The sequence below is a fragment of the Rhizobium sp. 01T417 genome, assembly GCF_056398905.1.
In genome coordinates, this window is record NZ_JBFTQH010000007.1 from 204,506 (window position 1) to 223,225 (window position 18,720).

19 protein-coding genes and 1 tRNA gene are annotated in these 18,720 nt (G+C 59.8%); 13 read left to right on the plus strand and 7 right to left on the minus strand.

Features of this window, described 5'->3' with window-relative positions; translation table 11 throughout:
* The first annotated feature begins 206 nt into the window (after positions 1–206).
* The 8 genes from yajC to AC1DPR_RS10655 all read left to right on the plus strand — a co-directional run bounded on the left by yajC (position 207) and on the right by AC1DPR_RS10655 (position 7,137).
* Positions 207–554 carry a preprotein translocase subunit YajC gene (gene yajC / locus AC1DPR_RS10620; protein ID WP_018859378.1) on the plus strand — a complete coding sequence of 116 codons (348 nt, stop codon included), beginning with the start codon at positions 207–209 and terminating at the stop codon, positions 552–554.
* Positions 555–610: 56 nt separating this feature from the next.
* Positions 611–3,172 carry a protein translocase subunit SecDF gene (gene secDF, locus AC1DPR_RS10625; RefSeq protein ID WP_018859377.1) on the plus strand — a complete coding sequence of 854 codons (2,562 nt, stop codon included), beginning with the start codon at positions 611–613 and terminating at the stop codon, positions 3,170–3,172.
* Between the two features lie 4 nt (positions 3,173–3,176).
* Positions 3,177–3,563: an Mth938-like domain-containing protein gene (locus AC1DPR_RS10630; protein ID WP_113470175.1), complete on the plus strand. Its 387-nt coding sequence runs from the start codon at positions 3,177–3,179 to the stop codon at positions 3,561–3,563.
* Between the two features lie 2 nt (positions 3,564–3,565).
* Positions 3,566–4,417 (plus strand): phytoene/squalene synthase family protein, encoded by an 852-nt coding sequence (locus AC1DPR_RS10635; protein WP_018859375.1) that lies wholly within the window; start codon positions 3,566–3,568, stop codon positions 4,415–4,417.
* A 68-nt stretch (positions 4,418–4,485) separates the two neighbouring features.
* A complete protein-coding gene (locus tag AC1DPR_RS10640; protein WP_018859374.1) occupies positions 4,486–4,953 on the plus strand; it encodes a hypothetical protein in 468 nt (155 codons plus the stop codon).
* Between the two features lie 191 nt (positions 4,954–5,144).
* Positions 5,145–5,804, plus strand: coding sequence for a peroxiredoxin (locus tag AC1DPR_RS10645; RefSeq protein WP_018859373.1), 660 nt, complete (start codon positions 5,145–5,147; stop codon positions 5,802–5,804).
* Between the two features lie 36 nt (positions 5,805–5,840).
* Positions 5,841–6,878: an MBL fold metallo-hydrolase gene (locus AC1DPR_RS10650; RefSeq protein ID WP_018859372.1), complete on the plus strand. Its 1,038-nt coding sequence runs from the start codon at positions 5,841–5,843 to the stop codon at positions 6,876–6,878.
* 76 nt (positions 6,879–6,954) lie between these two features.
* Positions 6,955–7,137 carry a GDCCVxC domain-containing (seleno)protein gene (locus AC1DPR_RS10655; RefSeq protein ID WP_312867262.1) on the plus strand — a complete coding sequence of 61 codons (183 nt, stop codon included), beginning with the start codon at positions 6,955–6,957 and terminating at the stop codon, positions 7,135–7,137.
* Here AC1DPR_RS10655 and AC1DPR_RS10660 read toward each other — a convergent pair.
* From AC1DPR_RS10660 to AC1DPR_RS10675, 4 genes are all read right to left on the minus strand, one after another.
* Positions 7,110–7,706 carry a class I SAM-dependent methyltransferase gene (locus tag AC1DPR_RS10660; protein WP_018859371.1) on the minus strand — a complete coding sequence of 199 codons (597 nt, stop codon included), beginning with the start codon at positions 7,704–7,706 and terminating at the stop codon, positions 7,110–7,112. The two genes, AC1DPR_RS10655 and AC1DPR_RS10660, sit on opposite strands and share 28 nt — an antisense overlap.
* An 88-nt stretch (positions 7,707–7,794) precedes the next feature.
* Positions 7,795–9,228 (minus strand): methylenetetrahydrofolate--tRNA-(uracil(54)-C(5))-methyltransferase (FADH(2)-oxidizing) TrmFO, encoded by a 1,434-nt coding sequence (trmFO, locus tag AC1DPR_RS10665; RefSeq protein ID WP_477816248.1) that lies wholly within the window; start codon positions 9,226–9,228, stop codon positions 7,795–7,797.
* Positions 9,229–9,304: 76 nt separating this feature from the next.
* Positions 9,305–11,374, minus strand: a complete 2,070-nt coding sequence (locus AC1DPR_RS10670) for a 2Fe-2S iron-sulfur cluster-binding protein (protein WP_018859369.1) — start codon at positions 11,372–11,374, stop codon at positions 9,305–9,307.
* 48 nt (positions 11,375–11,422) lie between these two features.
* Positions 11,423–12,040, minus strand: coding sequence for a glutathione S-transferase family protein (locus AC1DPR_RS10675; RefSeq protein WP_018859368.1), 618 nt, complete (start codon positions 12,038–12,040; stop codon positions 11,423–11,425).
* Positions 12,041–12,151: 111 nt separating this feature from the next.
* Here AC1DPR_RS10675 and AC1DPR_RS10680 point away from each other — a divergent pair, with 111 nt between their 5' ends.
* Entirely contained in the window at positions 12,152–13,039 is an 888-nt protein-coding gene (locus AC1DPR_RS10680; protein WP_026372074.1) for a LysR family transcriptional regulator, read from the plus strand.
* A 58-nt stretch (positions 13,040–13,097) separates the two neighbouring features.
* On the opposite strand, the gene AC1DPR_RS10685 is transcribed toward AC1DPR_RS10680, so the two are convergent.
* The 3 genes from AC1DPR_RS10685 to AC1DPR_RS10695 form a co-directional block, all read right to left on the minus strand.
* Positions 13,098–13,301, minus strand: a complete 204-nt coding sequence (locus AC1DPR_RS10685; protein ID WP_026372073.1) for a hypothetical protein — start codon at positions 13,299–13,301, stop codon at positions 13,098–13,100.
* Positions 13,302–13,483: 182 nt separating this feature from the next.
* A complete protein-coding gene (locus tag AC1DPR_RS10690) occupies positions 13,484–13,627 on the minus strand; it encodes a DUF1127 domain-containing protein (RefSeq protein WP_018859365.1) in 144 nt (47 codons plus the stop codon).
* Positions 13,628–13,923: 296 nt separating this feature from the next.
* Positions 13,924–14,070: a DUF1127 domain-containing protein gene (locus tag AC1DPR_RS10695; protein WP_018859364.1), complete on the minus strand. Its 147-nt coding sequence runs from the start codon at positions 14,068–14,070 to the stop codon at positions 13,924–13,926.
* Positions 14,071–14,939: 869 nt separating this feature from the next.
* Between AC1DPR_RS10695 and AC1DPR_RS10700 the strand changes: the two genes are divergently transcribed.
* The 4 genes from AC1DPR_RS10700 (at position 14,940) to tig (ending at position 18,530) form a co-directional block, all read left to right on the plus strand.
* Positions 14,940–16,043, plus strand: coding sequence for a DUF2157 domain-containing protein (locus AC1DPR_RS10700; protein WP_018859362.1), 1,104 nt, complete (start codon positions 14,940–14,942; stop codon positions 16,041–16,043).
* Complete coding sequence (locus tag AC1DPR_RS10705; RefSeq protein ID WP_018859361.1) at positions 16,040–16,627, plus strand: GDYXXLXY domain-containing protein; 588 nt, start codon at positions 16,040–16,042, stop codon at positions 16,625–16,627. The genes AC1DPR_RS10700 and AC1DPR_RS10705 overlap by 4 nt, the downstream gene beginning before the upstream one ends.
* A 154-nt stretch (positions 16,628–16,781) precedes the next feature.
* Positions 16,782–16,866 (plus strand) — tRNA-Leu (locus AC1DPR_RS10710).
* Between the two features lie 185 nt (positions 16,867–17,051).
* A complete protein-coding gene (gene tig, locus AC1DPR_RS10715; RefSeq protein WP_018859360.1) occupies positions 17,052–18,530 on the plus strand; it encodes a trigger factor in 1,479 nt (492 codons plus the stop codon).
* Positions 18,531–18,720 lie beyond the last annotated feature (190 nt).

Here is an 18,720-nt window from a genome sequence, read left to right on the forward strand (position 1 = left end):
GCCTTCCTCCTGAATTCTGCTTGCAACCAGTGTACTGTGTCTTTTGCCTGCGGCGTAGCATGGCCTTTTACGAGCGGAAAGGTTATGAGGCAGCGGAATCGGTACGGTTTCCAGCTGTTTCTGTTGCATTCGCAAAGACCGCAATTATAGTCCGGCCACCCGAGAAAAGGCGGAGTTCCGCCTCCGGAAAGTTTGAGGAGTTTAGCATGTTCATCACCCCGGCATTTGCCCAGGCTGCCACCGATACCGCGGCGTCGCCGTTCGGTTCCGGCTTCGAAATGATCATTCTTTTCGTGCCGTTGATGGTTGTATGGTATTTCTTGCTGATCCGTCCGCAGCGCGCCCAGGCCAAAAAGCGGGAAGAAACGCTGAAGGCGATCCGTCGTGGCGATCAGGTTGTGACCGGCGGTGGCCTCGTCGGCAAGGTCACCAAGGTTGTTGACGACAAAGAACTCGAAGTGGAGATTGCAGACGGCGTTCGCGTTCGCATCGTCCGCACCGGCATTTCGGAAGTTCGCGTCAAGGGTGAGCCAGTCAAGGCGGACGCTGCATAGTATTGCAAACCAAGATGTGAACCGGATTAGGCCGGGTCGGAAATAGTCGAGAGAAAATGCACCGTTTTTCCCGCTTGAAGGCCGTCCTGATCTGGGTTTTGGTGGTGGTGGCCGTGATACTCGCGGCCCCAAATCTGTTGTCTGAAGGGCAGCGTTCGAGGCTGCCCCTGTGGCTGGCTCATAGCCACATTGTTCCTGGCCCCGATGTTCAGGGCGGTTCCCATCTGCTTTTCCAGATAGAACGCGCTGATATCGTAAAGCACCAGCTCGAACGCACAGTCGCGGATGTTCGCGGTAAGTTGCGCGAAGCCAATATTCGCTACACTGGCCTGACCGGCAACGATCAGGAGATCACCGTCAAGATTACCGCTGCCAGCCAGGTGGATGCTGCCGTCAGTGCGTTGAGCGCGCTGACCGTGAGCACGAAAAGTGGCTGGTTCGGTGGCTCGGTTCAGAATGTTTCCCTGCAGAAGGGCAATGACGGACAGCTTACGCTACGAATTTCGAACGCTAGCATCGACCAAGGTATCGTGGCCGCTCAGACGCAGTCCATCGAGGTTGTCGAGCGTCGCATCGCCGGCATTGGGATTAGCAGTTTTTCAGTCCGCGGAGACGGGCGCGATCGTATCGACGTCAAGGCACTGGGCTCGGTCGACGTCGAGCGCCTGAAGAATATTCTGAGCGAGCCGGCCCAGCTCTCCGTCCGGCTGATCGATGAAAGCATGTCGGGGCAGGAGGCCCTTGCCGGTCGCTGGCCCGCGACGTCAGAGGTTCTCTACTCGCTCGACGATCCGCCCGTTCCCTATCTCGTGGACCGCACTGATTTCGTGACGGGCAACAATCTCGTTGACGTTCAGGCCGTCGCCGATGCGAACACGGATTCAGTCGCAATCAGTTACAAGCTGGATGCTGAAGGGACCGAACGCCTCGCGCAGAAGACTCGCCAGAACATCGGTCGGCACCTTGCCATACTTTTCGATGATCAGGTCATGGCGGCGCCTCTGATCAATGCGCCGATCCTGGACGGCACCGGGAAGGTGCCGGTCAGCTTCAGTGAGGACGGAGCCCGCGATCTTGCGCTGATCTTGCGAAGCGGCGCTCTGCCGGCGACGTTGACGACCGTAGAGGAGCGCACCGTCAGCCCCGTCCTCGGCGCTGAATCAAAGCGCGCCGGTCTGATCGCCGGCTTCGTCGCTGCGATCCTTGTCACCGGATTGATGTTTGCCTTCTATCGCAAGCTGGGCATCATTGCCGGCATTTCGCTGGTCCTGAATCTGCTTTTGATTCTTGCTGTGCTGAGCGTGATCGGCGCGACACTCACGCTGCCCGGCCTCGCAGGTATCGTCTTGATCATCGGCATGGCCGTCGACGCCAATGTGCTTGTCTACGAGCGAATTCGCGAGGAGGCGAAAGCCGGTCACTCCTTCGCGGATGCGATCGACAACGGCTTCTCCCGGGCATTTATGACGATCCTTGATGCCAACGTCACGATCGTCATTGCGGCCGTCATTCTCTATTATCTCGGCAGCGATACCGTCCGCGGTTTTGCAGTGACACTGGCCGCGGGAATCCTGACGACGGTCTTCACTACCTTCACGCTGACGCGCTGGATTGTCGTTACCTGGCTGCATCGCAAGCACCCGCGGCATCTGCCAAGGGATGTTCAGACGGGCATTTTCGACCGCGCGAACATCCGTTTCATGGGTATCAGGCGCTACACCTTCACGGTGTCGGCCGTGCTTTCCATTCTCGCCATGGTCGGCTTCGCGACAGTCGGTGCAAATCTTGGCGTCGACTTTGCGGGCGGGTCGCTGGTGGAAGTCAAGGCGAAGCAAGGTGCTGCCGATCGTGATGATATCCGCGCTCGCCTCGGTGATCTGAACATCGGGGCCATTGAGGCTCGCCGCCTTTCCGACCCGTCGACGGCATTGGTCCGCATCCAGGCGCAAGGCGGCGGCGAGAATGCCGAACAGTCTGCCATGACGTTGCTGCGTGATGAATTGAGCGACGACTATGAGATCCGGCGTGTCGAGGTTGTCGGCCCCGCCGTATCAGGCGAACTGACCAGGGCCGCGACGTTGGGCACACTCGGTTCGCTCGCTATCATCCTGCTTTACATCTGGCTCCGCTTCGAATGGCAATTCGCGATCGGCGCGATTATCGCGACGCTCCACGATATCATCCTGACGCTAGGCCTTTTCGTACTGACCGGCATGGAATTCAATCTCACAAGCGTTGCGGCCCTCCTGACGATCGTCGGCTATTCGCTCAACGATACAGTCGTCGTCTACGACAGGATGCGCGAGAATCTGAAGCGCTATCGCAAGATGCCTATGCCGATCCTGATCGATGCTTCCATCAACCAAACGCTGTCGCGCACCGTTCTGACGGCGGCAACGACGCTGCTGGCGCTGCTGGCGCTCTGCCTTTTCGGTGGCGACGTGATCCGCCCGTTCGCCTTTGTGATGCTGTTCGGCGTTGCCATTGGCACCTTTTCCTCCATCTACATAGCCGCGCCCGTGCTGATAGCCTTCAAGCTCCGCCCGGACGCGATTGACAACGATCAGAACAAGAAAGTGGCCGAGCCGGATACGAACCCCGGCAATCCGGCAGTGTGAGAATATGGCAAGAGGCATAGAAATCCGCGAGGCGCATTTTCCTGGACGTGCGCCCATCGATACCTACGGCAATGGCGGCTTCCGTTTCGCTGACATGTCTCATCGCGGGTCGATCCTTTGCCTGCCGTCCGGCATCTATGGCTGGGACATGGACATGTCGAAGCCTCTGTCGATCAAGAATTTTCAAAAGGTGCTCGATGAAGCAGCCGAGATTGAGGTTCTGCTGATCGGGACGGGAGACGACATGCGTCCGATCCCGCCTGATCTGAAGGCCGCGCTCAAGGCTGCAGGTATTTCCTCGGATCCCATGAACACCGGCGCGGCCGTCCGCACCTTCAATATCATGCTCATGGAATCCCGCGCTGTCGCCGCGGCACTGATCGCGGTTTGACAATGGCGGAGCAGTCTTTGACGAACCAGGACATTTGCCTGGCGACGCTGCGTGACAACGACCGCGACCGCTATCTGGCTTGCCTGCTGGCGCCGGAAGTAAGGCGGGGCGCTCTGGCAGCTCTCTACGCTTTCAACGCCGAGCTCGCGCGCATTCGCGATCTGGTGCACGATCCCCTTCCAGGGGAGGTTCGCATGCAGTACTGGCGCGATCTGCTGGAGGGCGGCGCGCACGGCTCCACCCAGGCAAACCCGATTGCCGCCGCCTTGTTGTCGGCGATTGAAACCCACCGCCTGCCATCGCAGACACTCGTCAACATGATCGATGCCCGCATCTTCGATCTCTACGACGATCCGATGGTGACGCGGGTCTCACTTGAGGGGTATGCCGGCGAGACGGCGTCTGCGCTGATCCAACTGGCAAGTCTCGTGCTTGCGCCGGAGGCGGCCACCGCATCTGCTGAGGCTGCTGGGCACGCGGGCGTTGCGCAGGCCATCGCCGGTCTTCTGCTCCTGATGCCGTTGCATCGCCACCGCGGCCAGCTCTACCTTCCCCTTGAAATCCTGTCCGCTACCGGGCTCGATCGTGATGCGTTTCTCGCCGGCGAGGACAAGCCGCGAATCTCTGCCGCGATCGAAGCCTTTGCGGGACTTGGACGCGACCATCTTGCCAAGGCGAGACGTGTCGCAATACCGCAGTCGGTGTTTCCCGCCTTTTTGCCTGTCACCATGGCGGAGCCGGTTCTTTCCAACGCCCAGAAGGTAGGCGCGGGACTGTTCGATCGGCAGATCCAGCGATCGCAGTTTCGGCGCCAGGCCGGCATGCTGCTTGCGCTGATGCGCAAGAAAATCTGACCCTGTTTAAACTCGCGCAAGGCTCGTGCGTTATAAAGACGCCGTTGTCGATTTGATCGGAGAGGGATGTGAGCATAATCGTCTGGTGCGTTATATTCGCGATCGTCATCTTCATCGCCTTCATTTCGACGCGCATGGCGGCGCAGAACAAGGAAGATGGCCTGCACGATACCGGGCTCGCGATCATCGAGTTCAACCGGGCTTTCCCCAACGAAGCAATCCGCCAGTTGCAGGCGACTGCCGATGGGCAGGCGGTGTTCGTGCGTTTGCATGACAACAAGGCCGGCATCATGCGGAATATGCAGCGGCACTATTCGTGCCATGTTCTTGAGCCGGGAAGGGCGCGTGTGCTCGGCTCCGAAACCGGGCGAGGCCTCAACATAGAGTTCCTCGACGCACCACATCACAGCGGCACCTTTGAATTCGCGTCCGCCAGGGTGGCGTCGGAGGTCGCACTTTGGCTGCTCGGCAACTACGTGGCCGAGCCTGACAAGGCATTGCCGTCGCACAATCCCACGGTCGCAAACGGCCAGTAGCAAAGGTTCTGGCGAACCGGGATATCCCTTCGCTGCGGCCGTCCCGCATTCACAATGATCCTCGTCGGCGCGGCCCGCGCGATGCGTCGCCGCGGCCGTTTTGCCGTTGCCTACGGTCCGAAATAGGCGCAAGATTTACGCTATCCGGCATTAGTTTGAGTTTGTATTCACAAACGCGATGGAGGTGCGTGATGCTTGCAATCAATGATACCGCTCCGGATTTCGAAGCTCAGACAACCGAAGGCGTGATCAGTTTTCACCAGTGGATCGGCAACTCCTGGGCAGTGCTGTTTTCGCATCCGAAGGACTTTACCCCCGTATGCACGACCGAACTCGGCTACATGGCGCGGATCAAACCCGAATTCGACAAGCGCGGTGTGAAGATTATCGGTCTTTCCGTTGATCCGCTCGAACGCCACACCAGCTGGATGATAGACATCGAGGAAACGCAGGGCTATCGTCCAAACTATCCGATGATCGCGGACGTCGATTACGCGGTATCGAAGCGTTACAACATGCTGCCCGCGCTCGTATCCGGCGATCCGACCGAGCGCACTCCAGCCGACAATCAGACCGTCCGCAACGTCTTCGTGATAGGGCCTGACAAGAAGATCAAACTGGTCATGGTCTATCCGATGACCACGGGGCGCAACTTTGATGAGGTGCTGCGGGTCATCGATTCCCTGCAGCTTACCGCAAAGCACAAGGTCGCTACGCCAGTGAACTGGAAGAACGGCGAGGACGTGATCATCGCCGGTTCAGTCTCCGACGACGACGCAAAGAAGCAGTACCCGCAAGGTTGGCGAGCACCGAAGCCCTATATCAGGATCGTGCCGCAACCGCACGGATAGGCAATCGCAAAGCAAGCCGCCACGAAGGAGGTGGGGATGATCTTCCGGCAGCTGTTCGATCCGGTGTCGAGCACCTATTCCTATTTGCTGGCAAGCCGGAATGGCGGCGAGGCGCTGATCATCGATCCGGTGTTGGAAAGGGTTGATCGCTATCTTCAGCTCATCCGCGAGCTCGATCTGAAGCTCGTGAAGGCCGTAGATACCCATCTCCATGCCGACCACATCACAGGTCTTGGCGCGCTGCGCGACAAGACCCATTGTATTACCGTGATGGGAGAGCAAACAAAGGCCGACGTCGTTTCGATGCGTCTGTCGGACAATGAGAAGCTGACCATCGAGGGACTCGCCCTCGATGTGATTTATACGCCGGGACACACCGACGATTCCTACAGTTTCGTTTTGCCCGACCGTGTTTTTACCGGCGACACCCTGCTCATTCGCGGCACCGGCCGCACCGATTTCCAGAACGGAGATCCCCGGGCGCAATACGAGTCGATCTTTGGCCGACTGCTGAAGCTTCCGGAATCGACGATGGTCTTCCCTGCACACGACTACAAGGGCGATACGGTCTCGACCATCGGCGAGGAAAAGGCCTTCAATCCACGCCTGCAGGTAAGATCCGCCGATGAATATGCCGATCTGATGAACAATCTGAAACTGGCCAATCCGAAGATGATGGACGTAGCCGTTCCGGCTAACATGAAGGTCGGGATGAACCAGGACAACGTAATGCGCCATGGCTGGGCGCTGACGGCGCAGCAAGCGCTGGGCGTCGTCGGCCTCGGCGACGTCGCCTTGGTCGATCTGCGCGAGAATGCCGAACGGCAGCGAAACGGCACGATCCCGGGCTCTCTTCACGTCCCCTATCCCTCGCTCGAGGAAAGCATAGGCGCTGGCGGTACGCTGCATGAGCTGGCAACTTCAACCCGCAAGAGGCTGCTTTTCTATTGCGCGTTCGGCGAACGATCGGCAATGGCCGTGCAGGCAGCGCATGACGCCGGTCTTCCGCTGGCCTTTCATATTCAAGGCGGCATCGACGCCTGGAAGAAGGCGGACGGACCGATCGCGCATTAACGAGCGCCCTATGGCAAGCGATGCAATGGTGCAGCGGCAATCGATTCTGACCTGTCCGATCTGAGGGCACCGATCAGTGGAAACGGTGCCGGTCGATGCCTGCGTTTGGTTCCACGAATGCCAGGGCTGCGGCGCGACGCTTAAGGCGAAGCACGGCGATTGCTGCGTCTTTTGCTCATACGGGTCGGTTCCGTGCCCGCCGATCCAAACCCGCGCGATCTCGCGGTGTTGTCAGGCCACCTCGAACAGGGCCGCGTAGTGATAGGGCGGCAGATCGACGACCCGCTGCATGGAAAAGCCAGCAGTCTCAACAACGGTACGAACCGCTTCGGGCGACATGCGCATCTCGGTTCGCGGTCCCCGGGGCTTGCCTAGGACCACCGTTTCCTCTCGCGGAGCCGGGTGCCAGTTGACGATGCAGAACAGGCCGTCCGGTTTCAGAACTTCCCTTACGGAACATGCGAGACCTATTTGGTCAGGAACGCCGTGGAAGGTATTGGCGATCAAGACAAAATCGACCGGTTCGTCAAGGTGTTTCGCCAGCGCCGACGTGGCGTCCGCGCAAATCCACTGGCGAACTGACGCGCCGCTGCGCTCAACTTCGGCCTTTGCCAGCTCGATCATGGCGGGATCGAGATCGAGCGCCGCCAACCGTCCGTCGACCAGTGCTGCGAGCGGGCCGGTGAAGTAACCGTCGCCGCAGCAAAGGTCGAGAACGCTCATGCCCCGCCGGATGCCAATCTGTTGAAGCAGCCCTTGGGGATCAGGCCACAGCACAGACCACCAATCCCTGTCCGGCATGGACGTGCCTTGAAACAATGCTGCCATGTCACGCCCCCGAGGAGGTCTCACCACACAGAATTTCGACAGCGACGAGACGCCTGTCGATGGCTAGATCGGTAGGCTCCCGGCTCGATTACGCACTCTCCGCGAGCTTGACGTCCTGCCCGAGCCAGGTGGCACAATCCGCAAGCGCCCGCTTGGCGATCAGCTGCCGCTTCATGATCGTCTTGTCCTTGCCGCGGAAACGCTTCACGCCTTCGGGTTTGACGATCGAGCCGGGCTCCAGCTCGGGGAACAGGCCGAAATTGATGTTCATCGGCTGAAACGACCGCTTGCCCGGCTCCTCGTCGTTGACGATGTGTCCGCCCGTGATGTGGCCGAGCAGCGAGCCGAGCGCCGTCGTGGCCGGCGGCAGGGATACTCCTTCTCCCTTTCGCTCGGCAGCGGCGAACCGGCCAGCCATGAGGCCGACGCTGGCGCTTTCGACATAGCCTTCGCAGCCAGTAATCTGCCCGGCAAAGCGCAGGCCCGGGCGGGACTTGAGCGTGAGCGACGGGTCGAGCAGCGTGGGCGAATTGATGTAGGTATTACGGTGAAGGCCGCCGAGGCGAGCGAATTCGGCTTTCTGGAGCCCCGGGATCATGCGGAAGATCTCGGCCTGGGCCCCGTATTTCAACTTCGTCTGGAAGCCGACCATGTTGTAGAGCGTGCCGAGCGCATTGTCCTGGCGCAACTGAACGACGGCATAGGCCTTGACCGTCGGGTTGTGCGCATTGGTCAGGCCCATCGGCTTCATCGGGCCGTGCCGCAGCGTCTCGCGGCCGCGCTCTGCCATCACCTCGATCGGAAGACAGCCGTCGAAGTAAGGCGTTCCTTCCCACTCCTTGAATCCGACAGTATCGCCGGCAATCAGGGCATCGACGAAAGCGTTGTACTGCTCTTCGGTCATCGGGCAGTTGATGTAATCCTTGCCGGTGCCACCGGGACCGACCTTGTCATAGCGCGACTGGTACCAGCAGATATCCATATCGATGCTGTCCCGATGAACGATCGGCGCGATTGCGTCGAAGAAGGCCAGCGCGTCCGCGCCCGTCTCGGCCTGGATGGCGCTTGCAAGGGAAGGTGCCGTCAACGGGCCGGTGGCAACGATGGCGAGATCCCATTCTGTCGGCGGCAAGCCGGTTACTTCTTCACGAACGACCTTGATCAACGGGTGCTCTTGGATCGCTTTGGTAACGGCGTCCGAGAAACCGTCGCGGTCGACGGCCAGCGCGCCACCGGCGGGGACCTGATGCTTGTCGGCGCACGCCATGATCAGCGATCCCGCCATGCGCATTTCGGCATGGATAACGCCAACCGCGTTGCTGGTCGCGTCGTCAGAGCGGAAGGAGTTGGAGCACACGAGCTCGGCCAAGCCGTCGGTCTTGTGGGCGTCGGTGCCACGCACGCCGCGCATCTCGTGCAGGATAACCGGCACGCCGGCATTTGCGATCTGCCAGGCTGCCTCGGAGCCGGCGAGCCCGCCGCCGACCACATGGATGGGAGAATGGGAAAAGGTCTTGTTCATGCGCGGCTGATTACCACGCTGGGCTGGCGCAGGAAACCGAAGAATTGGCGACTGATCGATGCCGGCACCGATGCCGTCAAATATCCAGCTTCAGCCGAGCGCCCGTGTCGCTCGCCGCCGGCACGGCGCAGCAAATCAGCGCTTCGTCATCGGCGGTGTCGGCGGTCGGCTCCTTCGTGTATGCGACGGAGCCTGACAGGATTTTCGTCCTGCAACTTCCGCAATTGCCAAGGCGACAGCTGAACTCGGGCGCCAAGCCGCGCGCTTCGGCAAGCTCGAGCAACGTGCCCGATCCTGGCTCCCAGCGTGCTTCCTTACCGGAGCGCATGAAATAGACCGGCTGCGGTTCTTCAGCGGCGGCGCGCGCGGGCGATCGCGGGAGCGCATCTCCCGATCGCTGGAGAGACGCGGGTCCAAACGCTTCGGCATTGATGCGGCTATCGGAGATATTCAATCCACGCAGGCCATCATAGACCGACTGCATGAAGCCGGCTGGACCGCACAGATAAAAGTCGTAGTCGTTGAACGGCAACACGCTGCTGAGCAGGGTCATGTCGACCCGCCCCTGCTTGTCATAGTCTTCACCAGCGACCGTATCAGAAGTATCGCTGAGCAACCGGACCAGCTTAACGACGCCGCCGGACACTGCGGCGAGTGCCTGCAGCTCGGCATTGAATGCACGTTCCGACGCGTTGTGCGCTGAATAGATCAGCCAGGTCGGTCGTATCCGCCTGGTTCGCAGCCCCTCGTAGACGACATGCCGCAGCATCGCGAGCAGGGGGGTGATCCCGATGCCCGCCGCCAGCAAGACGGCAGGGCGTCTCTCGCCGGGGTCGATCGTGAACGCGCCTGTCGGGGCGCGTGTCTCGATGATGTCTCCTTGCCGGATGGCATCGTGAAGATGCGCCGAGACAAGCCCTTCGCGCTTGACGCTGATGCGATAGATACTGTCGGAGGGGGCCGAGGAGATCGTATAGGTGCGCACCGCCGGCACATCCGATCCCTCGAGCTTGATGCGGATCGGTAGGTGCTGGCCGGAGACATGCGGAATGATCCCGCCTTCGTCTATCGGTTCGAGATAGAACGAGCGCACGCTGGCGCTCTCTTCGACGATCCGGGTGACGCGGAAGGGCCGCCAGCTCTTGGCGAGGGCAATCGCCTGAAGCCGCGCGTCAGCCTCATCCCAACTCCCGGTCATCAGGGAGTTGGGAGATGGACCATTGGCGCGCGATCGCCAGCGCAGCGGCAACGCTTCCTGCCGGTAGACGATCTGTGTCGGGCGAAAGCGCCACAGACGCTCCGCCCCCTGGAACGCCGCTATCTCAGGCGATTCCAGAATGACCTCGGCGCTGCCCGATAACTGCAGCAGGTCGCCGCTCTCGAAATCCGCGAAGACCAACCCCGCCCGCGGATTGGCAAGAATGTTGCCGAGCGTGTTGAAGAAGAGATTGCCGGCAAAGTCCGGGATCGTCAGAACACTGTCCTCGCCAATCCTGACAAAGCCGGGCCGGCCGCCACGATGCGAAACATCGATTTGGCGCCCTTCATGGTCGCGGCCGACATACGAGGCGACGAAGAATGTATCCGCCTTGGCGATCATTTCGGCAGGCCGACCCTCCAGATTGCCAAAACTGACCGGGTCGTACCCGGAGGGCTGCATTGGATCCCGTGTAAACTCGAAATCGCGCAGCTGGATATATTGCGGGCAGTTGCCGTAGGCCTGCCCAACACGCACATCGAAGCCGTCCTGCCCGGTTCGATGGATAGTGCCATTCAGCCGGTTGCGACGGCGCGTGTGGAGCTCGATGCCCAACATGGCAATGGCCTTGCCGTCGTCCATTCCCGCGTCGGCCGGGTCGAGCGGCTCACGGGGAAGGTCGACACTCAGTGTGTGGACGTCCGGGCTCTGAAGGAAGCCCGGACGATTGGCACGGAGTGTCGCCCATGCGTTGCCGTCTTCATCTACCGCCCCAAGTACGATGAAGGGCAGCTGCGGGTAGAACTGCCGATGCTGATCGATCAGGTGATCTCGCAGCACGCGGCGGCCCACTTCGTCCATTCGCTTCGCGACGCCGACCTTCTCCTGCAGTGCGATCTCTCCGGCATGCCAGGGAGAGGAGGTGGTGCTCTGTGCCTCGGTGGGCATAACTGGCTCCTTCACGGCTTTTGGTCGGGTGCGGTGCGATGCGGCGCCTTAAGCGGCCTCGACAATGCCGACGGGTGATTTCTGGAAAGGCTGAAAGCCGGGAAGAGCTTCTATGCGCTCGAGCCAGGTCGTTACGCTACGGTAGGCAGACCGGTCGACGTTCCCCTCAGGCGCCCGTGCGATGTAGCTGTAGAGGGCGATGTCGGCGATCGTCGGTCTCGTTGAGACGATCCATTCACGACCGGTCAGTTGGGCATCGACAAGGCCAAGAATGCGATGAGCTCTCGCGATCACTTCTTCAGTATCGAATTTCGCGCCGAATAAGGTCACAAGACGGGCCGCGCATGGACCATAGGCGATCTCGCCCGCCGCGACCGACAGCCACCGCTGAACCGCAGCCGCCGCTGCCGGCTCCTCCGGCAGCCATCCCTCCGGCGCATACGTCTTGGCGACATAGACAAGAATGGCGTTGGAGTCGCTGACGACGGTGTCGCCGTCCTGAAGCACCGGCAGCTGCCCGAATGGGTTGAGCGCCAGGAAATCGGGGCTCTTGTGTTCTCCCGCCGCTAGGTCGACCTCCACGATTTCGGCATCGACGCCGATAAGCGACAGAAAGAGGCGGGCGCGATGGGCATGGCCCGATAGAGGATGCGAGTACAGCTTCATCGATCTGATCTCCGATTGAGGTGAACAAACAATAATTGTTTCCTGCTGCGCGTTGAATTGCGATAATATGAAAGTCACTATTTCAATTTGTGGAATATTGCGGGATATCCTATGGATCGGCTTCAATGCATGAGGGTTTTGGTCAAGGTCGCCGAGACGGCAAGCTTTGCGCAGGCTGCACGCCAACTTCACATGAGCGCTCCGGCCGTTACGCGCGCAGTTGCCTATCTGGAGGAAACTACAGGTGCTAGGCTGTTCGTGCGCTCAACGCGCTCGGTGAAGCTGACGCCATCAGGCAGCCGATATGCCGACGACTGCCGAAGGATTCTCAGTGATATCGACGAGGCGGAAGCCTCTGCCGGTGGATCCCATTCAACGGCATCCGGAATCCTCAGCATCACTGCGCCGGTATTGTTCGGTCAGATCCATGTCGTCCCGATTTTGACCGCGTTTCTCAGCACGCACCCGGCGGTCACCGGGCGCGTCCTGTTCTTCGATAGGATGGTCAATCTCGTGGAGGAGGGCATCGACGTCGCCATTCGTATCGGCCACCTGCAGGACTCGGACCAGCAGGCGAACAAAGTCGGCGGCGTGCGCCGCGTTGTCTGCGGCGCGCCGGCCTATTTCGCGCGTCATGGCGAGCCGGTAACGCCGGCGGATCTCACCCGGCACGTGACCATCGTCAATACGGGATCATCGGCGCCGTTGGACTGGCACTTCGCGCCCAACCATACGCCCGTCAAGCTTCACCCGCGCATGTACTGCAACACCGTCGATGCATCGATCTCCGCGGCGTTGACGGGGTGGGGCCTGACGCGGACCTTGTCCTATCAGGTGGCGGAGCATCTTGCTGCCGGTCGGTTGAGGACGGTGCTCGATCAGTACGAGGAAGAGCCACTGCCGATCCACGTGGTCCACGTAGAGGGCAGGCACGTCTCAGCCAAGACACGTGCTTTCGTGGACTTTGCTGTTCAGAAGATAAAGGCGCTCGGCCTCTAGAGGCAGACCGATGTCGAGGTAGATATCAGCCCGATACGCTGTGCCGCAAAGGCGGCATTTATGCCATGGCCTTGGCCGAGGCTTCGTAGCATTCGGACAGGGAGCTTATACGATCGAGGTTGTTCAGGATATCGACCATATCGCATGCTTCGCGCCACGTCATCCGAGCCATCTGCACGTTGTTCAACTCCGCCGGCCGTTGTGTCGTGGCATCGACAACGGTCCAGAGTCCGTCCTCCATGCGAAGATTATATCGGCACATTACGCATGTCTCCCTTGGGTAATGCCGGATACTTTCACAATGACTAATATGAGTCCATCCTAAAGGATGATGGAAGTGCGGTATTAACAGCCATGCCCGTGGCGGGCGCGCTCGCCGTGAAGGGGCTCAGAATCAAAAACGGCGCCAAAGGCGCCGTCTTGGAAGCTTCACGCTTGCCGCTATTAGCGGAACGAGCGGGAAGCGATATTGCGGATGTCGTAGCGGGTAACGCCGATGTCAGCGAGCGCCTGGTTGGAGAGGCTGCCAAGTTCGCTGAGCGTGCGGCGATAGCTCATCCAGTTCTTTGCAATGCGGATCGGGTTCATGTTCTTTTCCTCAGAATGATCGTCAGAGCGGCCCCATCGCCGTCTCATCGTTGACGTTCATATAAGTCTTCTCTGTCATATTGTGCAGTGCAAAGAAGCGGCATCTGCTATGCAATTGTGCATGTGATGCTCATTCCGAATGCAGCGATTGTTTTCTGAGCCACGCCAAAAGGGACGGGGAATTGACTGCAACTATCGCGGAAGCTGGTAGCCAGGCAAAAGAAAACGCCCGTTGCTAGGGGCAGCGGGCGTTTTATCAAGGCGATCTTGCTTGGGAGGATAGCAAGTCGCTTGGATTAGCGGGCAGAAGCCTCGCGAGCAACACGATGGATGTCAGAACGGTCGATACCGAGGTCGTGCAATTCGCGGTTGGTCATGCGGCCGAGTTCGGAAACAGTCTGACGATACTTGCGCCAGTTGTTGAAAGAGCGAGAGAAGTTCATTTTTGTCCCCTTTCCTAGGGCTTGCGATCTGCCAGCTGCCGCCGATCGGCGCTGACCTCTATTTGATGACTGCAATATATGTTGCGCTGCGAAGTCGTAGCAGAGACAAGATTTCAGATCACCTATGCACTAAGCGCAAGTCTCAAGTGCTAGTCGCCGTGATTTCGCGCCTATGTGGTTAATCATTAGGCAGAATGGTTGGTGTATGCCGGCCCGCGTTGCCTTTTCTCCTTGCGAGGCAGAGTGGCCGCCGGTTGGCATATTCAGCTACGACAAGGAGGTCGCAGCAAAATTTGGTTCGGCGGTCAGCGGCTGCGGGGTCGTTGCTGCCTCCGATGAGCCTGCTGCCAGGCCATTAGACCGGCGCGACCTGCGGGAGGCACATCCGCCACCGCTGTCCAACAGGCATTGGAAAACCACGCTGCGATATTGTCGAAAACCAAACGCCCACCGGGGGAGGATCCGGTGGGCGTCGTTAGGGTGACTGACAACCGGGAGGAGGAGGAGTGTCGTCAGTCTATCGGAGGGCGCTGGGAGGAGGAGTGCGCTGCTCCGAATTTCGTTACGAAGATCATCTTCGCAGGCTTTTCCGGTAACCCGGGGCAGGGCGCCGTCCCCTTGCCTTCTGATTAGTAATATAAATCGTCTTACTGGTATTTTGCAGTGCAATATAATCATGCTGCCCATGCAGAAATCGCATGGCTTGCGAGTATGGAGTGTATATTAGCAACCTGCCGTTATGGATCGGTTAAAAAGCACCCCAAATTCGCCCAATGACGAATTCGTATGGGAATATTTCCCTCGTGCTCGATCAACGGCTATAAAGCAAAGAGAGGAAGCGCGTAGTCGCGCGTTTGGCGGAGTAGGGCATGTATCGCGGTCGATTGGAGCGAGACCTCTCGCTTTGGGTGGAAAAGGGGCTCTTGCCGGAGGCAACTGCAGGAGCGCTCTTGGAGGAATATGACGCGCGCCCGGCAAGCTTCAGCCTTGGCAACGTGCTGATGATCCTCGCGGCAATCCTGCTAGGGGCGGCGATCCTGCTGGTTGTCGCTTCGAATTGGGAAGCCATCCCGCGTCTTGTGCGCGTCGCCGTCATTCTTGCAATCATCTGGGTCGTGCATCTCGGCGCGGCGGTCATGCTCAGGCGCGGCGCAACCGGCGCAGCGGGCGGACTGCTGGTGATCGGGACATTGGCCTTCGGTGGAGCGATTTCGCTGATCGGGCAGATGTATCATCTGTCGGGAGACCAACTGACGGTCATGTACCTGTGGTTTGGCATGGCAGTGGTTTCGGCGGTGCTGTTTCGCTCCGGCGTCGTCGCCGCGGTGGCAGGCTTTCTGTCTTGGGGCAGCTTCGCGGCCTATCTCGATACCTACGATACGCGCTGGGTCGGCCTCGATCCCTGGATTGTGCCGCTCATGGCAGCGGTTGTCATTGGTCTCGTCCACCTCACCGGCGCGGATCGCGCGCGCCATCTCGCGTATCTGCTGCTTGTCGCCTGGCTTACCTGGCTCTATGCGGTGAACGAGAATTTCTGGCTCGCGCTCGCCTATGCTATCGGCGGCATGCTCACCTTTGTTCTCGTCAGCCTGCCGGTAGCACGACGTTCCGCGCTTCTCAGGACTGCCGGATCGGCTCCTGCCTTTTACACTTTCCTCGTCGCCATCATCGGTCTCCTTCTGCTCCATATTGAATTGGAGCATGGCTGGCAGTTCGTGACATTGGCGCTGGTGACGCTGGGCGCCGCAGTTGTTGCCATTGCGCTCCAGGGACGAAACAACGGTGCGGTGCGCTATCTGGCCTACGCCGCCTTTGCCGCTGAGATGCTCTACCTTGCGTCGGTGACCGTCGGGTCGATTCTCGGGACATCGAGCCTCTTCCTGTTCTCGGGGCTCTTCGTTGCGGCCGTCGCGTGGCTCGTCATTCGCCTCGAGCGGCGATTTGCCCTCAGAACTCCGGAGGCAAGCGTATGAGCATTTTCTCGCCGCAAGGCTCAGGCAGCCGCTACATCGTCGCTGCAATCATCGTAGCGGCGCTGCAGACCGCCGTTCTTGGCTATGCGATCGAGAGCCGTGCGTCGATTCTGCGCAGCGGTACCGACGCTCTGCTGAAGACCGCGCCCGTCGATCCGCGCGACTTTCTGCGCGGTGACTATGTCGTGCTGAACTACGAGATCTCCTCGGTCCCGGTAGCATCGATTGTTGGCGGTGTACCGCAGGACCAGGGCAAGAAGAGCCTATGGGTGCGGCTGAAGCCTGGCGATGGCGGATTCTGGGGCATTGTCGAAGCATCGTTCGAACGCTTGGCCGAGCAACCGGGCACCGTGGTTCTGCATAGCAGGCCTTTCTATAGTTATGGCCCCAATTCCGCCGACCACATCCGCGTCGAGTATGGCATCGAACGCTATTACGTTCCGGAAGGCCAAGGCACGGCCTTGGAGAAGGCGCGCCAGGGCGGTGACGTCTCCATTGCCGTTCGCGTGGCCTCGGATGGAACGCCACAGATACGCAGCCTGCTCGTCGACGGGAAGCCCGCCTACGACGAGCCTCTTTATTAAGTTGACGCCGAATGGTGTGGAAGCCTGCGAGCGCGGGCGAAATCACTGTCATTTGCCCTTCATTTTTCCTTTGCCTCTCCCAAATCGGGTGTTATAGAGACGCCGCGCTCCGGAAGGCCTCATGTGCAGGCATATGCATGCGGTTTTTGAGAACGCGGGTATGGTGAAATTGGTAGACACGCCAGATTTAGGTTCTGGTGCCGCAAGGCGTGGGAGTTCAAGTCTCTCTACCCGCACCAAAAGCTGGCTTGCAGGCGGGGGGACCGGAACCGGTGTTCCTCGATTACCCGGCAGCAAGGCGCCGTTCCGCCAGGGGCGGAATGAATAAGAATTGAGAACAAGCCACGCTCGGCAACTTTCCGGCGTCGTGCTCATCGAAACGAACGGCGTCTGGGCACGGCCGCCACGAATGAGGTAGGAAGACATGCAGGTTATCGAAACGCTCGCTGAAGGGCTGAAGCGCGAAATCAAGGTCGTAATCCCGGCCAAGGACATGGAAGTCAAGATGAATGAGCGTCTTGCCGACGTGAAGGACAAGGTCCGCATCAACGGCTTCCGTCCGGGCAAGGTTCCGGCCGCTCACCTCAAGAAGGTTTACGGCAAGTCCATTATGGCCGACCTCGTCAACGAGATCGTCCGCGAGCAGCCGACCGCCATCTTGGCCGAACGCGGCGAAAAGTCCGCGACGCAGCCGGAAATCGCGATGACGGAAGACAAGGACGAGGCAGAACAGATCCTCGCCGCTCAGAAGGACTTCGAGTTCACGCTGTCCTACGAAGTTCTGCCGCCGATCGAACTGAAGTCCAACAAGGGCATCAAGATCACGCGCGAAGTCGTCGACATCTCCGAAGAGGAAGTCAACGAACAGGTTCTGAAGGTCGCTGAAAGCGCCCGTTCGTACGAAACCAAGAAGGGCAAGGCCGCCAACGGCGACCGCATCACGATGGACTACGTCGGCAAGGTCGACGGCGTTGCCTTCGAGGGCGGCACCGACCAGGGCGCCGAACTCGTTCTCGGCTCCGGCCGGTTCATCCCGGGCTTTGAAGACCAGCTGGTCGGCACCAAGGCTGGTGACGAGAAGACCATCACCGTTACCTTCCCGGCTGACTACCCGGCCAAGAACCTCGCTGGCCAGGAAGCCACCTTCGACCTGTCGGTCAAGGACGTTGCTGCTCCGGCCGACGTTGAAATCAACGACGAGTTGGCCAAGAAGCTCGGCCTTGAATCGGCTGACCGTCTGAAGGAAATCGTCCGCGGCCAGATCGAGTCGCAGTACGGCTCGATGACCCGCCAGAAGGTCAAGCGTCAGATCCTCGACCAGCTCGACGAAATGTACAAGTTCGAGACCCCGGCCTCGCTCGTCGACGCCGAGTACAACGGCATCTGGAACCAGGTCGCCAACGATCTCGCTCAGTCCGGCAAGACCTTCGAAGACGAAGACACGACGGAAGAGAAGGCACGCGAAGAGTACAAAAAGCTCGCTGAGCGTCGCGTTCGCCTCGGCCTCGTTCTCTCTGAAATCGGCGAAAAGGCCGGCGTCGAAGTAAGCGAAGACGAAATGCAGCGCGCCATCTACGAGCAGCTGCGCCAGTATCCGGGCCAGGAAAAGCAGATCCTTGACTTCTTCCGCAGCCAGCCGGGTGCGGCAGCCTCGATCCGCGCTCCGATCTTCGAAGAAAAGGTCATCGACCATCTGCTGACCGAAATCGACGTCACGGACAAGAAGGTGACCAAGGAAGAACTGCTCGCCGACGAAGAAGGCGAAGCGTCCGAGAAGGATGCCAAGAAGGCCGCTCCTAAGAAGAAGGCTGCTGCAAAGGCAGAAGCTGCTGAAGGCGAAGAAGCTGCTCCGAAGAAGAAAGCAGCTCCGAAGAAGAAGGCTTCCGAGGAAGGCGCCGAGTAATCTTCGGCCAGTTGAAATTTACGAAAGCCCCGCCTTGTGCGGGGCTTATACATTGCGAGGCCGGTGCATCGGTTATGATGCACCGGCCTCGTTTGCCATTGAGGTGATTGCAACACCGCAGTGACGATGCGCAGAGCGGTTGGTCCTAGCGGGCCTGAACTTTCGTTCGTAAAAAAGCAGAACCCTTTGC

Coding starts and splice junctions, on each gene's coding strand:
- AC1DPR_RS10675 (WP_018859368.1), bottom strand. CDS start 12,040: ATGAAGCTGTACTCGCATCCTCTATCGGGCCATGCCCATCGCGCCCGC.
- AC1DPR_RS10680 (WP_026372074.1), top strand. CDS start 12,152: ATGGATCGGCTTCAATGCATGAGGGTTTTGGTCAAGGTCGCCGAGACG.
- AC1DPR_RS10650 (WP_018859372.1), top strand. CDS start 5,841: ATGATCTTCCGGCAGCTGTTCGATCCGGTGTCGAGCACCTATTCCTAT.
- yajC (WP_018859378.1), top strand. CDS start 207: ATGTTCATCACCCCGGCATTTGCCCAGGCTGCCACCGATACCGCGGCG.
- tig (WP_018859360.1), top strand. CDS start 17,052: ATGCAGGTTATCGAAACGCTCGCTGAAGGGCTGAAGCGCGAAATCAAG.
- AC1DPR_RS10660 (WP_018859371.1), bottom strand. CDS start 7,706: ATGGCAGCATTGTTTCAAGGCACGTCCATGCCGGACAGGGATTGGTGG.
- AC1DPR_RS10635 (WP_018859375.1), top strand. CDS start 3,566: ATGGCGGAGCAGTCTTTGACGAACCAGGACATTTGCCTGGCGACGCTG.
- AC1DPR_RS10685 (WP_026372073.1), bottom strand. CDS start 13,301: ATGTGCCGATATAATCTTCGCATGGAGGACGGACTCTGGACCGTTGTC.
- AC1DPR_RS10700 (WP_018859362.1), top strand. CDS start 14,940: ATGTATCGCGGTCGATTGGAGCGAGACCTCTCGCTTTGGGTGGAAAAG.
- AC1DPR_RS10630 (WP_113470175.1), top strand. CDS start 3,177: ATGGCAAGAGGCATAGAAATCCGCGAGGCGCATTTTCCTGGACGTGCG.
- AC1DPR_RS10645 (WP_018859373.1), top strand. CDS start 5,145: ATGCTTGCAATCAATGATACCGCTCCGGATTTCGAAGCTCAGACAACC.
- AC1DPR_RS10705 (WP_018859361.1), top strand. CDS start 16,040: ATGAGCATTTTCTCGCCGCAAGGCTCAGGCAGCCGCTACATCGTCGCT.
- AC1DPR_RS10690 (WP_018859365.1), bottom strand. CDS start 13,627: ATGAACCCGATCCGCATTGCAAAGAACTGGATGAGCTATCGCCGCACG.
- AC1DPR_RS10695 (WP_018859364.1), bottom strand. CDS start 14,070: ATGAACTTCTCTCGCTCTTTCAACAACTGGCGCAAGTATCGTCAGACT.
- secDF (WP_018859377.1), top strand. CDS start 611: ATGCACCGTTTTTCCCGCTTGAAGGCCGTCCTGATCTGGGTTTTGGTG.
- AC1DPR_RS10670 (WP_018859369.1), bottom strand. CDS start 11,374: ATGCCCACCGAGGCACAGAGCACCACCTCCTCTCCCTGGCATGCCGGA.
- trmFO (WP_477816248.1), bottom strand. CDS start 9,228: ATGAACAAGACCTTTTCCCATTCTCCCATCCATGTGGTCGGCGGCGGG.